The 16916-nt window shown below is 53.2% G+C and carries 16 protein-coding genes and 1 tRNA gene; 11 read left to right on the forward strand and 6 right to left on the reverse strand.

Going from position 1 to position 16916, the window contains the following annotated elements; translation table 11 throughout:
- The 3 genes from FDW95_RS03530 to FDW95_RS03540 form a co-directional block, all read right to left on the reverse strand.
- Positions 1–723 (reverse strand): integrase arm-type DNA-binding domain-containing protein (locus FDW95_RS03530; RefSeq protein WP_137363416.1); only part of this gene is annotated, 723 nt, incomplete at its 3' end.
- Positions 724–898: 175 nt separating this feature from the next.
- Positions 899–973 (reverse strand) — tRNA-Arg (locus tag FDW95_RS03535).
- A 75-nt stretch (positions 974–1048) separates the two neighbouring features.
- A complete protein-coding gene (locus FDW95_RS03540; RefSeq protein ID WP_115257882.1) occupies positions 1049–1990 on the reverse strand; it encodes a formate/nitrite transporter family protein in 942 nt (313 codons plus the stop codon).
- Positions 1991–2278: 288 nt separating this feature from the next.
- Between FDW95_RS03540 and mlaA the strand changes: the two genes are divergently transcribed.
- Positions 2279–3034 (forward strand): phospholipid-binding lipoprotein MlaA, encoded by a 756-nt coding sequence (gene mlaA, locus FDW95_RS03545; RefSeq protein ID WP_096756318.1) that lies wholly within the window; start codon positions 2279–2281, stop codon positions 3032–3034.
- Positions 3035–3094: 60 nt separating this feature from the next.
- Here mlaA and fadL read toward each other — a convergent pair whose 3' ends face one another.
- A complete protein-coding gene (fadL, locus tag FDW95_RS03550) occupies positions 3095–4375 on the reverse strand; it encodes a long-chain fatty acid transporter FadL (RefSeq protein WP_115257883.1) in 1281 nt (426 codons plus the stop codon).
- Between the two features lie 371 nt (positions 4376–4746).
- Here fadL and FDW95_RS03555 point away from each other — a divergent pair, with 371 nt between their 5' ends.
- The 4 genes from FDW95_RS03555 to sixA all read left to right on the forward strand — a co-directional run bounded on the left by FDW95_RS03555 (position 4747) and on the right by sixA (position 9359).
- Positions 4747–5031 carry a YfcZ/YiiS family protein gene (locus FDW95_RS03555; protein ID WP_115257884.1) on the forward strand — a complete coding sequence of 95 codons (285 nt, stop codon included), beginning with the start codon at positions 4747–4749 and terminating at the stop codon, positions 5029–5031.
- Between the two features lie 176 nt (positions 5032–5207).
- Complete coding sequence (fadI, locus tag FDW95_RS03560) at positions 5208–6518, forward strand: acetyl-CoA C-acyltransferase FadI (RefSeq protein WP_115257885.1); 1311 nt, start codon at positions 5208–5210, stop codon at positions 6516–6518.
- Complete coding sequence (gene fadJ / locus FDW95_RS03565; protein WP_115257886.1) at positions 6518–8677, forward strand: fatty acid oxidation complex subunit alpha FadJ; 2160 nt, start codon at positions 6518–6520, stop codon at positions 8675–8677. The genes fadI and fadJ overlap by 1 nt, the downstream gene beginning before the upstream one ends.
- A gap of 196 nt (positions 8678–8873) precedes the next feature.
- The gene (sixA, locus tag FDW95_RS03570; RefSeq protein ID WP_096756324.1) at positions 8874–9359 is read left to right on the forward strand and encodes a phosphohistidine phosphatase SixA; all 486 of its coding nucleotides are present in this window, start codon (positions 8874–8876) and stop codon (positions 9357–9359) included.
- A 108-nt stretch (positions 9360–9467) separates the two neighbouring features.
- On the opposite strand, the gene smrB is transcribed toward sixA, so the two are convergent.
- Positions 9468–10019, reverse strand: a complete 552-nt coding sequence (gene smrB / locus FDW95_RS03575) for an endonuclease SmrB (protein WP_096756325.1) — start codon at positions 10017–10019, stop codon at positions 9468–9470.
- Positions 10020–10185: 166 nt separating this feature from the next.
- Here smrB and prmB point away from each other — a divergent pair, with 166 nt between their 5' ends.
- Genes prmB through FDW95_RS03605 form a run of 6 tightly spaced genes read left to right on the forward strand, consistent with a single transcriptional unit; the run spans position 10186 to position 14737 of the window.
- Positions 10186–11118 carry a 50S ribosomal protein L3 N(5)-glutamine methyltransferase gene (gene prmB / locus FDW95_RS03580; protein ID WP_115257887.1) on the forward strand — a complete coding sequence of 311 codons (933 nt, stop codon included), beginning with the start codon at positions 10186–10188 and terminating at the stop codon, positions 11116–11118.
- Positions 11119–11155: 37 nt separating this feature from the next.
- Positions 11156–12241, forward strand: a complete 1086-nt coding sequence (gene aroC, locus FDW95_RS03585; RefSeq protein ID WP_096756327.1) for a chorismate synthase — start codon at positions 11156–11158, stop codon at positions 12239–12241.
- A 3-nt stretch (positions 12242–12244) separates the two neighbouring features.
- Positions 12245–13069 (forward strand): penicillin-insensitive murein endopeptidase, encoded by an 825-nt coding sequence (mepA, locus tag FDW95_RS03590; protein WP_115257888.1) that lies wholly within the window; start codon positions 12245–12247, stop codon positions 13067–13069.
- A complete protein-coding gene (locus FDW95_RS03595; protein ID WP_096756329.1) occupies positions 13069–13878 on the forward strand; it encodes a sulfite exporter TauE/SafE family protein in 810 nt (269 codons plus the stop codon). The genes mepA and FDW95_RS03595 overlap by 1 nt, the downstream gene beginning before the upstream one ends.
- Positions 13878–14426, forward strand: coding sequence for an elongation factor P hydroxylase (locus tag FDW95_RS03600; protein WP_115257889.1), 549 nt, complete (start codon positions 13878–13880; stop codon positions 14424–14426). The genes FDW95_RS03595 and FDW95_RS03600 overlap by 1 nt, the downstream gene beginning before the upstream one ends.
- Before the next feature lie 32 nt (positions 14427–14458).
- Complete coding sequence (locus FDW95_RS03605; protein WP_115257890.1) at positions 14459–14737, forward strand: YfcL family protein; 279 nt, start codon at positions 14459–14461, stop codon at positions 14735–14737.
- A gap of 53 nt (positions 14738–14790) precedes the next feature.
- On the opposite strand, the gene mnmC is transcribed toward FDW95_RS03605, so the two are convergent.
- Positions 14791–16794, reverse strand: a complete 2004-nt coding sequence (gene mnmC, locus FDW95_RS03610; RefSeq protein ID WP_115257891.1) for a bifunctional tRNA (5-methylaminomethyl-2-thiouridine)(34)-methyltransferase MnmD/FAD-dependent 5-carboxymethylaminomethyl-2-thiouridine(34) oxidoreductase MnmC — start codon at positions 16792–16794, stop codon at positions 14791–14793.
- Positions 16795–16916: the final 122 nt, after the last annotated feature.

Genomic DNA, 16916 nt, shown 5'->3' on the forward strand with positions numbered 1-16916 from the left:
CGGAGATGGAGGGTCAAGATCAAGTCGGGTCGCCAGAAGCGTTACTAGACTGCCGGTGTATTGTGAAAGCTTTTGTAAAAACTCGGGTAGCTCAGCAGCAGTAAGAAAGGGATAATGTTGTTTCTCGTACCCCTGTAAAGCACTACCAAGATCAGCCGCAGGGTTGTACTCGGCTCGGCCAGTAACAATAGCGTAACGGAACACTTCGCTACAACGTTGGCGCACTTTACTGGCAAGCTCCGGCGCACCTCGCTTTTCCATACGCTGCAATACAGACAGAAGCTCCAGTGGCTTTATCTCATTAACCGGCTGCGATCCAACAAAGGGAAATACATTGTTTTTGAAGGCCCGGTTAACATAGTCAGCGTAGTTTTTTGACCAGCCAGAAACTTTTGCGTTGTACCACTCAACCGCTATCGCTTCAAAAGTATTCGTAACCGATAGTTTTTGGGCAAGTAGTTCGGCTTTTTTAACTTCACCGGGATCTTTATCATTTGCCAATGTTTTTCTCGCTTCATCGCGCTTAGTGCGGGCTTCCGCAAGTGAGATGTCAGGATAGGTTCCGAACGAGAGTTTTTTCTCTTTACCGGCAAATCGATACTTCATTCGCCAGTACTTTGAACCGTTAGTATTGACCATGAGATAGAGCCCTCCGCCATCAGCGAGTTTATAGGCTTTATCTCTGGGCTTTGCAGTCTCGACCTGACGAGCATTCAGTGGCATTTGGGGGCCTCATTTTCCGTTGAACAGGATAAGCCCCCACTTAGGCCCCCAAACGTTTATTGATTCACGTAGATATGGGTAGACTTCAGTTGACGTCGCATAGCCTGAGAAGAGGAGTTATGGCTGATTATAAAAGGTTTTTATTGAATTCGGTAGACATCAGGAGAGTTATATCTGGTGTCCCCTGCAGGAATCGAACCTGCAACTAGCCCTTAGGAGGGGCTCGTTATATCCATTTAACTAAGGGGACGAAGCGGCACGAGTATAGCGTTTTTTACCTGCAACGGTAAGTCTGTGTCCGCCTGACTGCTCAAACAGTCGCCATTCAGGATTGTTTCTTCTGGTTTTTCTGCTTTTTTTGTTCCCGCTCCGCCTCTAATCGGGCCTCTTCTTTGCGTTTATTGCTCATATCATTGCGAATTTGCGCATGGCTCATCAACGCGAAGATAAATGTCCCACCGCAAATATTCCCGGCAAGTGTTGGAAGCGCGAACGGCCAGAAGAAGTCGCTCCAGTGCAGCGTGCCGTTAAAGACCAGGTAGAGAATCTCAACCGAGCCGACGACGATGTGCGTGGTATCACCCAACGCAATAAGCCAGGTCATCAGAACAATGACGACAATTTTTGCCGCGCCCGCTGCGGGAAACATCCACACCATAGTGGCGATCAGCCAACCGGAAATAATCGCGTTGGAAAACATCTCCGTCGGGCTATTTTTCATAACGTCCATCCCAATTTTGACAAAGGCGTCGCGAGTCTCTTCATCAAAAATTGGCATATATTCAAACGCCCATGCCGCAATGCCGGTGCCGATAATGTTACCCAGCAAGACCACGCTCCACAGACGCATCAGTAAACCAAAATTGCCGAGGGTTGGATTTTGCATGACCGGCAGGACAGCGGTTACGGTGTTTTCGGTAAAGAGCTGTTGGCGGGCCATGATGACGATGATAAACCCGAAGGTATAACCGAGGTTTTCCAGTAAAAATCCGCCGGGAACGCCCTCAAGCTGTACGTGAAAAATACCCTTTGCCAGTAAAGAGGCTCCCATCGATAGCCCAGCGGCGATAGCTGACCACAGCAGCGCCATCGCATCGCGTTCCATCTCTTTTTCCCCGTCCTGGCGAATATGTTCGTGAATCGCCATGGCGCGGGAAGGAAGTCGGTCCTCGTCGACCTCTATCTTTTTACCCTGCAACTTCTCTTCACTTTCTACTTCGAGTTCGTCGCTGTGTTGATCAATTTTTTCTTTTTCGATGTCATTCATTTTTGAGTCCTGAATAAGCACGTATTGCTAAAGCGTAGCGGTTTTTATCCAGGAACTGGCGGGAGAAACTCTGAAATCGCAAAAATGGTAACGTTTGTATTTATCGGATTCGGTAAAATAGAAACACCGCGAGGTCTACCTTACCAGGCTATGATCAAATCAGTAAGTTAGGGTATATAGACATCGTTTGACGTGCTGTTACAATCGCTCACATCTAAACCGGCGGATACCTTATTGTTCCGTCATGGATGGCAATCAGCGATAGCCATAATACACAGGGAGACATTTATGAAGCTTCGCCTGTCGGCGCTTGCGCTGGGAACCACACTTTTGGTGGGGTGTGCGAGCTCCGGTACAGAACAGCAGGGGCGCTCGGATCCGTTTGAAGGGTTCAACCGCACCATGTACAACTTCAACTTTAATGTGCTGGATCCGTATGTTGTTCGACCGGTGGCTGTAGCCTGGCGTGATTATGTTCCGCAGCCGGCCAGAAACGGTTTGAGCAACTTTACGGGCAACCTCGAAGAGCCGGCCGTAATGGTCAACTATTTCCTTCAGGGCGATCCTTATCAGGGGATGGTGCATTTCACCCGTTTCTTCCTGAACACCTTGCTAGGTATGGGCGGCTTTATCGATGTTGCGGGCATGGCGAATCCAAAACTGCAGCGCGTTGAACCACATCGTTTCGGCAGTACGTTAGGTCACTATGATGTAGGTTACGGTCCGTATATGCAGCTTCCGTTCTACGGCAGCTTCACGGTACGTGATGACGGTGGTGATATGGTGGATACGCTGTATCCGGTTCTGTCGTGGCTGACCTGGCCGTTGTCGGTCGGTAAATGGACCATTGAAGGGATTGAAACCCGCGCGCAACTGCTCGACTCCGACGGTCTGCTGCGTCAATCTTCCGATCCGTACATTATGGTGCGTGAAGCTTACTTCCAGCGTCATGACTTCATCGCGAACGGCGGGAAACTCAAACCAGAAGAAAACCCGAACGCGCAAGCTATTCAGGATGATTTAAAGGATATCGATTCCGAATAAGGAAGAGGTACAAATAAAAAGGTGAGCTAAAAAGCTCACCTTTTTTACGCCTGAAGAAAATCAGAATGCGTAGTTAAAGTTGGTACCGAACAGCCAGGCTTTACCTTCAGATTCGAAGGTATATGGACCTTCTTTGATGGTCACGTTCTGCCCGTGCATATAAGAAGCACCGATGTCGATAGACGCATCTTCATTGAACGCGTAGGTCGTACCCGCGCTCAGCCACAGGCGGTCCTGGTCTGGAATGGAGATGGAGCGTTTATCCGCAGGAACCGGGCTATCGTCGTAGGCGATACCAGTACGGAACGTCCAGTTTTTATCCATGTAGTAGGTCGTACCCAGCGCGAGGCGGTAAGAGTCCCGGAAGCCTTCTTCTTTATAGAACAATGTTTGTCCGTTGGTGCCCGTTGCTTTCAACTCCTGGAACTGACTCCAGCTGGTGTAAGCGATGCTGTAGTGAACGGCCCATTGCGGTGCTACGCGGTTATAGCCAGACAGTTCCCACATTTCCGGCAGGTTAAGCGTCAATGCGCCCGGAACGGTCGTGTTGGTTGTACCCCATGGGAACGTCACGCCAGCACCCGGTAAGCCGTTGGCCTGGCTTCTGATGCCGCTCTTATAATCACCGTCGAAATCGATTTTAACTTCTGAACGATAGGTTAAGCCCCAGCGGTTATCTTTATCCAGCTCATACAAAATACCCGCGTTCCAGCCGTAACCCCATTCATCACCTTCCATGCTTGCAATTTTAGGGCTGACCTTCGGTAATGCTGCGGTCATTTCACCGGAATAACGTTCAATTTTGGCGTCAGCATAAACGGCGTTAAAACCAAGGCCGAAGCTCCAGCTATCATTCAGGCGATAGGCGCCGCTGAGGTTAAGGTTGACCGTTTTAAGGTCGGTCTTGCCGCCGTATTCACCGACAATGTAGCTGTCGTTAAATTCGGTCGCCAGACCATAGTTAGAGGTGACAGACGCGCCCCAGCCAAACTGCTCGTTAATAGGCATCACGAAGTGCGCATTCGGAACCCATGCCGTCGGGGCGATGTTGTCCGCATTGGTGCTGCGCCCGGTGTATGGCGATTTACCGGAGATATTAACATCTGGATCGATATACACCGCACCTGCTGAGAAAGTAGGGCGATCGAACATCATGATCAGTGCCGGGTTGCGGCTGGCGTTACCTGCGTCGTCTGCGATAGCGCCTTCACCCGAATATGCCCGGCCAAGGCCAGAGGAAGAAAATTCGTTTAACTGAAAGCCTGCAGACCAGGCCTGTGTGGAAATAATTGCCACTGCGACTGCGAGAGCAGACTTTGTAAACAGGGTTTTCTGGCTCATGACCATAACCTCATCGATTTATTTTTATACAAACAATGTTACATGCCGTAACAGGAGCGCGAAGTGTAGGGTCTGAGGTACCACATAGAAATCAGACCAGTGGCGAGAGTATAGGTCCGACCAGATGGAATGTTGCAAGTATGTTTATAAGTTTTTTCAAATATGATCTTAAAAACGCGATCCAGCTGGCAAAATTGCGGGGATGCGCACTCACCTGTTCGGGCGATTTTTGTTTTGGATCATTTTTAAGTGTGATTTCGGTCGCTTATCGCATTTCGCACAATTAACGACTGGAGAGGAGGATAATGGGAGCGTAAAATATCCCCAACGTTTATCTGGCACCCTTGGTGCGAATACAGAGGAAATCTACAATGAGTAAATGCAGTGCTGATGAAACCCCGGTTTGCTGCTGTATGGATGTTGGTACCATCATGGACAACACCGATTGCACCGCGTCATACAGCCGTGTGTTCGCGACTCGCGCACAGGCAGAAGAAACGCTGGCTGCTCTCACCGAGAAGGCGCGTGGCGTAGAATCTGAGCCTTGCCAAATCACCCCGACCTTTACTGAAGAAGCTGAGGGTGTTCGTCTGGATATCGATTTTGTTTTCGCCTGTGAAGCCGAAACCCTGATCTTCCAGCTGGGTCTGCGTTAATCCCTTCTTTCAGTGCCCTTGCCACCTTCTGACAAGGGCATTTTCGTAACAATCAGTGATTATTCACTGTGCCATAGCTCCCACTTTCATTTCTCTCCACTTGGCTAAATGTAAAAAATTGGTTAAGACTGTGATCAGGTCAGACCACTTATTTTATTTTTTAACAGGGGAGTGTTATGAGTCAGGCTTTACCGCTGGTTACCCGTCAGGGCGATCGCATCGCCATTGTGAGCGGATTGCGTACGCCTTTTGCCCGTCAGGCAACCGCGTTTCATGGCATTCCCGCCGTTGATTTGGGAAAAATGGTCGTCGGTGAGTTGCTGGCGCGCAGTGAAATTCCTGCCGATGCCATTGAACAACTGGTTTTTGGCCAGGTTGTGCAAATGCCGGAAGCGCCCAATATCGCCCGTGAAATTGTGCTGGGCACCGGGATGAACGTACATACCGATGCCTACAGCGTGAGCAGAGCCTGCGCCACCAGTTTTCAGGCGGTGGCGAATGTCGCGGAAAGCCTGATGGCAGGAACCATCCGTGCGGGTATTGCTGGCGGGGCCGACTCCTCTTCCGTGCTGCCAATTGGCGTCAGCAAAAAGTTGGCGCGGGTGTTGGTGGACGTCAATAAAGCCCGCACCACCGGTCAGCGGCTGAAGCTTTTTTCCCGACTGCGTTTGCGCGACCTGATGCCGGTCCCACCTGCAGTTGCTGAGTATTCCACCGGCTTACGTATGGGGGATACGGCAGAGCAAATGGCGAAAACCTACGGCATCACGCGTGAGCAGCAGGATGCGCTGGCGTACCGTTCGCATCAGCGAGCCGCTCAGGCCTGGGCCGAAGGCAAACTGGCAGACGAGGTGATGACCACCTATGCTCCGCCGTTTAAAGATCCCTTCTCAGAAGATAACAATATTCGCGGAAACTCTACGCTGGCGGATTACGCCAAACTGCGCCCGGCGTTTGACCGTAAACACGGCACCGTCACGGCGGCAAACAGTACACCGTTGACCGACGGCGCCGCTGCGGTGATTTTGATGACGGAGTCCCGGGCGAAAGAGCTGGGACTGGTGCCGCTGGGCTATCTACGCAGTTTTGCGTTTACTGCCATCGACGTCTGGCAGGATATGCTGCTGGGCCCGGCGTGGTCGACGCCGTTGGCTCTGGAGCGCGCGGGCCTGACTCTGGCCGATCTCACGCTGATTGATATGCATGAAGCCTTTGCCGCGCAGACGCTGGCGAATATTCAACTGCTTGGCAGCGAACGTTTTGCTCGTGACGTTCTGGGTAGGGCACATGCCACTGGCGAAGTGGATGACAGCAAATTTAACGTGCTGGGCGGTTCGATTGCCTACGGACACCCTTTCGCCGCGACCGGCGCGCGCATGATCACCCAAACGCTGCATGAATTACGGCGTCGTGGTGGTGGGTTTGGTTTGGTCACCGCGTGTGCGGCGGGTGGTCTGGGTGCGGCAATGGTTCTGGAGGCGGAATAATGGAAATGGCATCGGCTTTTACGCTACACGTGCGTCTGGATAACGTGGCGGTGGTCTCCATTAATGTGCCCGGAGAGAAAATGAATACCCTGAAAGCGGAGTTTGCTTCTCAGGTGCGGGCTATTTTGAAACAAATTCGCGATAACAAAGATCTGCGTGGCGTGGTGTTTATTTCGGCGAAGCCGGATAATTTCATCGCTGGGGCGGATATCAATATGATCGGCAACTGCCGCAGTGCGCAGGAAGCCGAAGCCCTGGCTCGTCAGGGGCAACAGATGATGGCGGAAATTAATGCGTTGCCGATCCCGGTTATCGCTGCCATTCACGGTGCCTGTCTGGGCGGCGGTCTGGAGATGGCGCTGGCGTGTCATAGCCGTATTTGTACTGATGACGTTAAAACCGTGCTTGGTCTGCCGGAAGTACAGCTTGGTCTGTTACCCGGCTCTGGCGGCACCCAGCGGTTGCCCCGTCTGATTGGCGTTAGCACTGCGCTGGACATGATCCTGACCGGCAAACAATTACGCGCTAAACAGGCGCTGAAAGTGGGGTTGGTGGACGAGGTTGTGCCGCAGACCATTTTGCTGGAAGCGGCGGTGGAACTGGCTAAAAAGGAGAGTTCGGTACACCATAGCCTGCCGGTACGGGAACGCATTCTGGCCGGACCGCTGGGGCGGGCGCTGCTGTTCCGTATGGTCGGTAAAAAGACCGCACAGAAAACGCAGGGAAATTACCCCGCAACCCATCGTATTCTTGAGGTGATCGAGACTGGTCTGGCGCAGGGCAGCAGCAGCGGCTATGACGCCGAAGCCCGCGCGTTTGGTGAGCTGGCGATGACGCCGCAGTCTCAGGCTCTGCGTAACGTCTTTTTTGCAAACACCGACGTGAAAAAAGATCCCGGTAGCGAGGTACAACCCGGTCCGCTAAACAGCGTCGGGGTTCTGGGCGGGGGGCTGATGGGCGGGGGGATTGCCTACGTGACGGCCTGCAAAGGCGGCTTGCCGGTGCGTATCAAAGATATCAATGCTAAGGGAATCAACCACGCGCTGAAATACAGTTGGGATCAGCTTGAAACAAAAGTTCGCCGCCGCCATCTCAAAGCCGGCGAGCGTGACAAACAGCTGGCGCTGATTTCAGGCACCACCGATTTTCGCGGTTTTGCGAATCGAGATCTGGTAATTGAGGCGGTGTTTGAAGATCTGGCGTTGAAACAACAGATGGTGGCAGATGTTGAGCACAATTGTGCGCCTCATACCATTTTTGCCTCCAACACCTCATCTCTACCCATTGGCGACATTGCGGCCAATGCGGCGCGACCTGAGCAGGTCATTGGTTTGCACTTCTTTAGTCCGGTAGAAAAAATGCCGCTAGTGGAAGTTATTCCTCATACAACTACGTCTGAACGCACTATTGCCACCACGGTTAAACTGGCGAAAAAACAGGGGAAAACGCCGATTGTGGTGCAGGATAAGGCCGGGTTCTATGTAAATCGCATTCTTGCTCCGTACATCAACGAAGCTATCCGCTTATTGACCGAGGGCGAGCGCGTTGAGCAGATTGATGCTGCGCTGGTAAAGTTTGGTTTTCCGGTAGGGCCAATCCAACTTTTGGATGAGGTCGGAATTGATACAGGCACTAAAATTATACCTGTACTGGAAGCCGCTTACGGTGAACGTTTTAGCGCACCTGCAAATGTTGTTGCTTCAATTTTGAATGATGATCGCAAAGGTAGAAAAAATGGTCGGGGTTTCTATCTTTATGGTGCGAAAGGGCGTAAAAGCAAAAAACAGGTCGACCCTGCAATTTATACGCTTATTGGCGTCCATGGGCAGAGCAAACTCAGTGGCCCGCAGATTGCAGAGCGGTGTGTCATGTTAATGCTCAACGAAGCGGCACGCTGTTTCGATGAGAAGATTATCCGCAGCGCACGCGATGGTGACATCGGCGCTGTGTTTGGTATTGGTTTTCCGCCATTCCTCGGCGGCCCGTTCCGGTATATGGACTCCCTCGGGGCGGGTGAAGTGGTTGCGGTTCTGCAACGACTGACTACACAGTATGGTTCCCGGTTTACGCCGTGTGAACCGTTACTGCAGATGGCGGAACGCGGAGAGAGTTTCTGGAAGCACGGGGAAACTGACCTGAATTCATGGGGTCAAAGGTAAGATGAATCCGCACCGAATGTACGAGTTAAGCTCAAAATGTAAACAGAGATTGACTATACTTACGCCATTAAGGTAAAAAACAGCGTTTCATTCGGTGAATGGATAAGGCACAATGCCGGCCACCACACATTTACCCTCGCCAATAGGGGCGTTGGCTAAAGGTGTTGGTGTTTCTGGTTAACAAAAGCGGTGCAATATGCAAGTTTTTATCATGCGTCACGGCGACGCGGCCCTCGATGCCGCCAGTGATTCGGTTCGTCCCTTAACCTCCTGCGGTTGTGACGAATCTCGCCTGATGGCGAACTGGCTGAAAGGTCAAAAAGTGGATATCGAACGTGTTCTGGTGAGCCCGTTCCTGCGAGCCGAACAAACGCTGGATGTGGTCGGGGAATGTATGAACCTGCCAACCGGTGTGGATGTTTTGCCGGAGCTGACTCCCTGCGGCGATGTCGGTCTGGTCAGCGCCTATTTACAGGCACTGGCCAATGAAGGTGTCGCTACGGCGCTGGTCATTTCTCACCTGCCTTTGGTGGGATATCTGGTGTCCGAGCTGTGTCCGGGTGAAACGCCGCCGATGTTTACCACATCTGCGATTGCCAGCGTCACGCTTGATGAGAGCGGAAAGGGCGTTTTCAACTGGCAGATGAGCCCGTGTAATCTGAAGATGGCGAAAGCGATATAGTCGTTTCGTTGGCCGGATCAAGCGCGAGCGCAGCCATCCGGTAAAACGTCTTTGACATGAGCCTGCAATAAAAAGAGCCGCAACTGCGGCTCTTTCTGTTTTCCGTTCTCAGGGAAGTTCGGGCGGTAACCACTCTTCCACTTCAATCAGTACCAGCAGCGCGGCGTCGCCGCCGTACTCTTTAGGCGCCTGATGAAAAGCCATCACGTGCGGATGTTGCGCCAGCCAAAGCGGCGTTTGCTGTTTCAGAACGTGCTTTCCGTGGCCGTGCATGACGCAGGCGCAGAAGACGTGTTCACGACGACAGGCGGCAATCAGCGCCCCGAGTTCCTGTTTAGCCTGCTGTTGCGTCAGCCCGTGTAAATCAAGAAACAGTTCCGGGGAGTAGTCACCACGGCGCATTTTCTTCAGTTCAAAGTGGCTGACGTCGGCCCGCAGATATCTGACCGGACCCTCTGTATTCAACAGCGGCTGAAACTCATCAGAGAAATAGTGGCTGGCATCAGCCTGTTCCTGCAACAGCCTTTTAACCGGCACCTCGGTGATTTTTTTACGCGGCGGTCGATGGACAATCGTGTCCTGCTTAATTTGACGAGTGCCGGTCATCAACTGGCGAAACAGCGTCTGATCCTCCTCGCTGAGCGATGTTTTCTTTTTCATTTGAGCGTCTCATCTTTTATTTTCCGTTAGTTTAACCCGACTCGATGGGCATCCGATCGCTTAAAACGCAATTTTCGCGCTCAGGCTCGGCGTGAATGCTGATTTATCGCCGTCTTCGTGGCAAACTAGCCGCCGAATTTAATACGAGCATGCCCTGGAGGAATACGTGGATAAAATTTTCGTTGATGAAGCAGTGAGTGAACTGCATACCATTCAGGACATGTTGCGTTGGGCGGTCAGCCGTTTTAGCGCGGCGAATATCTGGTATGGTCACGGGACGGATAACCCATGGGATGAGGCGGTACAACTGGTGCTGCCGTCACTCTACCTGCCGCTGGATATTCCTGAAGATATGCGCACTGCGCGCCTGACCTCCAGCGAACGCCACCGTATTGTTGAGCGCGTAATTCGCCGCGTTAACGAGCGTATCCCGGTTGCCTACCTGACCAACAAAGCCTGGTTCTGCGGTCACGAATTCTATGTTGATGAACGCGTGCTGGTGCCGCGCTCACCGATTGCCGAGCTGATCAATAATCGCTTTGCCGGTCTTATCAGCGAGCAGCCGCAGCACATTCTCGATATGTGTACCGGCAGCGGCTGTATTGCTATTGCCTGCGCGTATGCCTTCCCGGAAGCCGAAGTGGACGCGGTGGATATTTCCACTGACGCCCTGGCGGTGACCGAGCACAATATTGAAGAGCATGGTCTGATCAATCACGTGACGCCGATCCGCTCCGATCTGTTCCGTGACCTGCTGAAAGTACAGTATGACCTTATTGTGACCAACCCGCCGTATGTGGATGCGGAAGATATGTCCGATCTGCCGAATGAGTATCGCCACGAACCTGAGCTGGGCCTGGCGTCCGGAAGTGATGGGCTGAAGCTGACCCGTCGCATTCTTGGCAATGCGCCGGACTACCTGTCAGACAACGGTATTCTGATTTGTGAAGTCGGTAACAGCATGGTACATCTGATGGAACAATATCCGGACGTGCCGTTTACGTGGCTGGAATTCGACAACGGCGGTGATGGCGTATTCATGCTGACCAAAGCGCAGCTGATCGCCGCTCGCGAACATTTCAGCATCTATAAAGATTAACGACACGCGCACACACAACAACGATAACGGAGCGGTGATGGCAGGAAACACAATTGGACAACTCTTTCGCGTAACGACCTTCGGTGAATCACACGGGCTGGCGCTCGGCTGTATCGTTGATGGTGTTCCGCCGGGTATTCCGCTGACAGAAGCTGATCTGCAGCACGATCTCGACAGACGTCGTCCGGGAACCTCGCGTTACACCACGCAGCGTCGCGAGCCGGATCAGGTGAAAATCCTTTCCGGCGTGTTTGACGGCGTCACCACCGGCACCAGTATTGGCCTGTTGATTGAAAATACCGATCAGCGTTCGCAGGATTACGGCGCCATTAAGGATGTTTTTCGTCCAGGCCATGCCGACTACACCTACGAGCAGAAATACGGCGTGCGTGACTACCGTGGCGGCGGGCGTTCGTCCGCGCGCGAAACGGCAATGCGCGTGGCGGCCGGGGCGATTGCCAAAAAATACCTGGCGGAAAAATTCGGCGTAGAAATCCGCGGATGCCTGACCCAAATGGGCAATATTCCGCTGGAAATTAAAGACTGGTCTCAGGTCGAACAAAACCCGTTCTTTTGCCCGGATCCGGACAAAATCACCGCGCTGGATGAACTGATGCGCGCACTCAAGAAAGAGGGTGACTCCATCGGTGCAAAAGTGACCGTGGTTGCAAGCGGTGTACCGGCCGGTCTCGGCGAACCTGTTTTTGACCGTCTGGATGCTGACATCGCCCATGCGTTGATGAGCATTAATGCGGTGAAAGGCGTGGAGATTGGCGACGGCTTCGACGTTGTTGCGTTGCGCGGTAGTCAGAACCGTGATGAAATCACCAAAGAGGGTTTCCAGAGTAACCATGCTGGCGGCATTCTGGGGGGCATCAGCAGCGGGCAACAAATTGTTGCACATATGGCGCTGAAACCGACTTCCAGTATTACCGTTCCCGGGCGCACTATTAACCGCTTTGGCGAAGAAGTCGAGATGATAACCAAAGGACGTCACGATCCGTGCGTTGGGATCCGCGCGGTGCCGATCGCAGAAGCCATGCTGGCGATTGTGCTGATGGATCACCTGCTGCGTCAGCGGGCGCAGAATGCGGATGTAAAGACTGACATTCCACGCTGGTAAGAAATGAAAAAAACGGCACTTGCGGCGCTGGCACTGTTTGCCAGTTCGGCCTGCCTGGCGGCGACGCCCTGGCAGAAAATTACCCACCCGGTGGCAGGTAGCGCGCAGTCTATCGGCGCGTTTTCCAATGGCTGCATTGTGGGGGCAGATACGCTGCCCGTACAGTCCGAACACTATCAGGTGATGCGCACCGATCAACGTCGCTATTTTGGTCATCCTGACTTGGTGACGTTCATCCAGCGTCTGAGTACCCAGGCCAATAATCTGGGACTGGGGACGGTGTTAATCGGCGATATGGGTATGCCGGCCGGTGGACGTTTCAACGGCGGACACGCCAGCCACCAGACGGGGCTGGATGTCGATATTTTCCTGCAACTGCCAAAGACGCGCTGGACGCAGTCGCAACTGCTGCGACCACAGGCGCTGGATCTGGTCGCTCAGGATGGCAAACGTGTCGTACCGTCACTGTGGAAGCCGGAGATTTTCAGTCTGATCAGGCTGGCGGCAAAAGATAATGATGTAACGCGTATTTTCGTGAATCCGGCAATTAAACAGCAACTTTGTCTGGATGCAGGGAGCGACAGGGACTGGTTACGTAAAGTGCGGCCATGGTTCCAACACCGTGCACATATGCATGTCCGGTTACGTTGTCCTGCCGACAGTCTTGAGTGCGAAGATCAGCCGTTACCTCCACCGGGTGATGGCTGTGGCGCGGAGCTGCAAAGCTGGTTCGAACCTCCTAAACCGGGAACCACTAAGCCTGAGAAGAAGACACCGCCTCCGTTGCCGCCTTCCTGCCAGGCGCTACTGGATGAGCATGTACTTTAATGGATAATTTTGCCGATCTGTTTATGGTGTCTCCGCTGCTGTTGGGCGTTCTTTTTTTTGTGGCCATTCTGGCGGGATTTATTGATTCCCTGGCGGGTGGCGGCGGTTTACTCACCATTCCTGCGCTGATGGCCGCAGGCATGCCGCCAGCTCAGGCGCTGGCAACGAATAAACTGCAAGCCTGCGGAGGGTCCATCTCCGCTTCGCTCTATTTTATCCGCCGTGGCGTGGTGAACCTGGCTGACCAGAAGCTTAATATCGCCATGACCTTCATCGGCTCAATGAGCGGCGCGCTGCTGGTCCAGCATGTGCAGTCGGACATTTTGCGCCAGATCCTGCCGATTCTGGTTATCTGTATCGGTCTCTACTTTCTGTTAATGCCTAAGCTGGGTGAAGAAGACCGACAGCGTCGGCTGTACGGCCTGCCTTTTGCGCTGGTCGCCGGGGGCTGCGTCGGTTTTTACGATGGCTTTTTTGGCCCGGCAGCCGGATCGTTTTACGCGCTGGCCTTTGTCATGCTGTGCGGTTACAACCTGGCGAAATCCACGGCGCACGCCAAAGTCTTGAATGCCACCTCGAATATCGGCGGGCTGCTGCTGTTCGCGCTGGGGGGCAAAGTGATTTGGGCCACCGGTTTTGTGATGCTCATCGGCCAATTTATTGGCGCACGAATGGGGTCACGACTGGTCCTCAGCAAAGGACAAAAACTGATTCGGCCAATGATCGTCATTGTCTCCGCAGTGATGAGCGCCAAGCTACTTTATGATAATCATGGACAGGAGATTCTCCACTGGCTGGGGATGAACTAATGAATACGACCCATCACTATGAACAGTTAATTGATATTTTTAACGGCTGCTTTGCCGATGAATTTAATACCCGTCTGATTAAAGGCGATGACGAACCGATCTACCTTCCTGCAGATACAGAATTGCCGTATCACCGGATCGTTTTTGCCCATGGCTACTACGCCAGTGCACTACATGAAATTTCACACTGGTGCATTGCCGGTAAAGCGCGCCGTGAACTGGTCGATTTTGGTTACTGGTACTGCCCGGACGGGCGTGACGCTAAAACACAATGTCAGTTTGAAGACGTGGAAGTGAAGCCCCAGGCATTTGACTGGCTGTTCTGCATGGCGGCGGGCTATCCGTTTAACGTTAGCTGCGACAACCTGGAAGGGGACTTTGAACCGGATCGCGTGGTGTTCCAGCGCCGTGTTCATGCTCAGGTGATGGCGTATCTGGAAAACGGCATTCCTGAACGTCCGGCGCGTTTTATTCGTGCGTTACAGAATTATTATCACACGCCTGAACTTAAGGCGGAACAATTCCCGTGGCCCGAAGCGCTCAACTGAAGCGGCTGCCACGTTTACAATGAGGAAATAAGATGATCGCGGAGTTTGAATCACGCATTCTGGTACTAATCGACGATATGGTAGAACATGCCAGCGATGATGAGCTGTTTGCCAGTGGGTACTTGCGTGGACACTTGACGCTGGCTGTGGCAGAACTGGACGGCGGCGACGACCATTCCGCTGAGGCACTGTACGCCAATGTTACCAGCAGCCTGGAAAAAGCCATCAGCGCGGGCGAACTTTCGCCGCGTGACCAGTCGTTAGTAAAAGAGATGTGGGACACGTTGTTCCAGAAGGCGACACAACAATAATTGCCTTGCGGGCCGGATGCCGTTAACGACTCATGCGGCCCGCAATGATGACCTCAGGATTTTACCGCTTTTCCCTTCACTAATTTTCTCACCCATAAACGGTTCGGATTTAACGCGGCAAGGGTTTCTGCATCCATTGGGATGGGTTCATGACTCATTTGCGCGGCCAGGATCTCTGCACACAGCGGGGCGGAACACAGTCCGCGCGAGCCCAGCGCGCCCAGCAAAAAGACGTCACGGTAAACCGGTGCGCGCGCGGCGGTCTCTTTGTGTTCTGACAGATTGGCGTACTGGCTGAGCGTTGCCTCATAGTCCGGCACATTGCCGACCATCGGTAAGTGATCGCGGGTGGCGCAGCGAACGCCACAGCGTGCCGATTGCCCACTGACATCCACCTCTTTTACCCATGCGGCATGCGGGAAGCAGTCGAGTAAACGCTGGCGGTTTTGCTGCTGATCCTCCTCGCGATACGTTGTCTCTTCCTCACCACGACGATAGCTCGCACCGATGCAATGATGCTGATTGGCCGGATTTTGCGGCGTGAGGTAGCCGTCGTAACACAACACCTGATGTAGGGCCGATAGTGCAGGCGTGGTGGGGATATGGCTCACCTGACCGCCGACAGAATAAACCGGTAACGGTTGGGTCTGATCAAAGCGATTTATGCGATGACCATTCGCCAGCACCACTACCTCGTGTTCGACGGTTTCGCCAGTCGCAAACTGAAGCTGCCAGCTGTTTTCCTGCTGTACAAGTGATGCCAGTGTATGTTGGTAATGGGTGCGTAATCCCAGCGTCGTGGCGTAATCCAGTACGGCGGCGGTGAGCTGCGCCGGACACAGCCATCCTCCGCCAGGATACTGAATCCCGCCGCAGTTGGTTGCGACGCCGGTTGTTTGCAGAACCTGCTCAGCATCAACGGCCAGCGCGAGGTCGTCGGGTAAGGCAAGCGACAGCATCTGGGTGATTTTCTGTTGGCTTTTTTCATCCCAACCAAGTTGCGTTACACCGCACCAGTCGTGGGCAAAATCCACCGGCAGGGCGTCATACAGACGTCGGGCAAAGGTAAATGCGGTGGGGAAAAAGAGATTAATGGCGGCGTCATGTTTACTGAGTAAAGGGTAAAGTGCGCCCTGACGATTACCGGATGCGCCCTGCGCAGGCTTATCGTCAGCGCAATACAGCGTTACCTGCCAGCCACGACGTAAGAGAGCCAGCGACAGCAGTGCGCTGGCAATACCGCCCCCGATAATAGCCGCTTCCCGTTTTTCCGTGCTGGCGCGTGAGAACCACGGTGCGGGTGACGGGAACGTGAGGTGTTGTTCCATCACGCCGCACAGCATTTCACGCTTGCGCCCAAAGCCTTTGCATTTCTGCATTGTAAAACCGGCGTCCTGCAAGCCCCGACGCACAAAACCTGCGGAGGTGAAGGTTGCCAGCGTGCCGCCCGGACGGGCCAGCCGGGCCATGGCGTTAAACAGCGTCGGTGTCCACATATCGGGATTTTTTGCCGGTGCGAAACCGTCGAGGAACCAGGCGTCGACCTGCTGGTTCAGGGATTCATCCAACTTACTGGTGAGGTCGTTAATATCGCCGAACCACAAATCCAGCGTAACCCTACCTTCATCCAACAGCAGTCGATGACAACCTGCTAACGGCAGCGGCCACTGAGCCTGTAATGGCTCAGCCCACGGAGCCAGTTCCGGCCAATGCTGATGGGCCAACTTCAGGTCGTCACGCGTCAGCGGATATTTTTCAAAACTGATGAAATGTAATCTTTCCAGGGTAGCGTCAGGGTGCGCAGTGCGAAAAGTCGTAAATGCCTGCCAGAGGGTGAGGAAGTTTAGCCCAGTGCCAAAACCACTTTCCGCCACTATGAATAACTGGCGTGAATGGGTGGGGAATCGGTCCGCGAGATGATTGCCGCCGAGAAAGACATAACGCGTCTCTTCCAGCCCGTTATCGTTAGAAAAATAGACATCGTCAAAATCTCGGGAAACAGGTGTACCCTCAGCGTTGAATTCGAGGTTGGCAGGTTGTATCGCGTATTGTTTCACGTAAGTTACTCGTCTGGCTTGCTGTGTCTCGATCTTAACGATGAGTGCCTGAGTGCGCAAATTTCCACATAAAATGGCTGATCGGACTTGTTCGGCGTACAAGTGTACGCTATTGTGCCACT

Origin of the sequence: Citrobacter sp. wls718, assembly GCF_005280945.1 — a bacterium.
GTDB lineage: Bacteria > Pseudomonadota > Gammaproteobacteria > Enterobacterales > Enterobacteriaceae > Citrobacter > Citrobacter gillenii.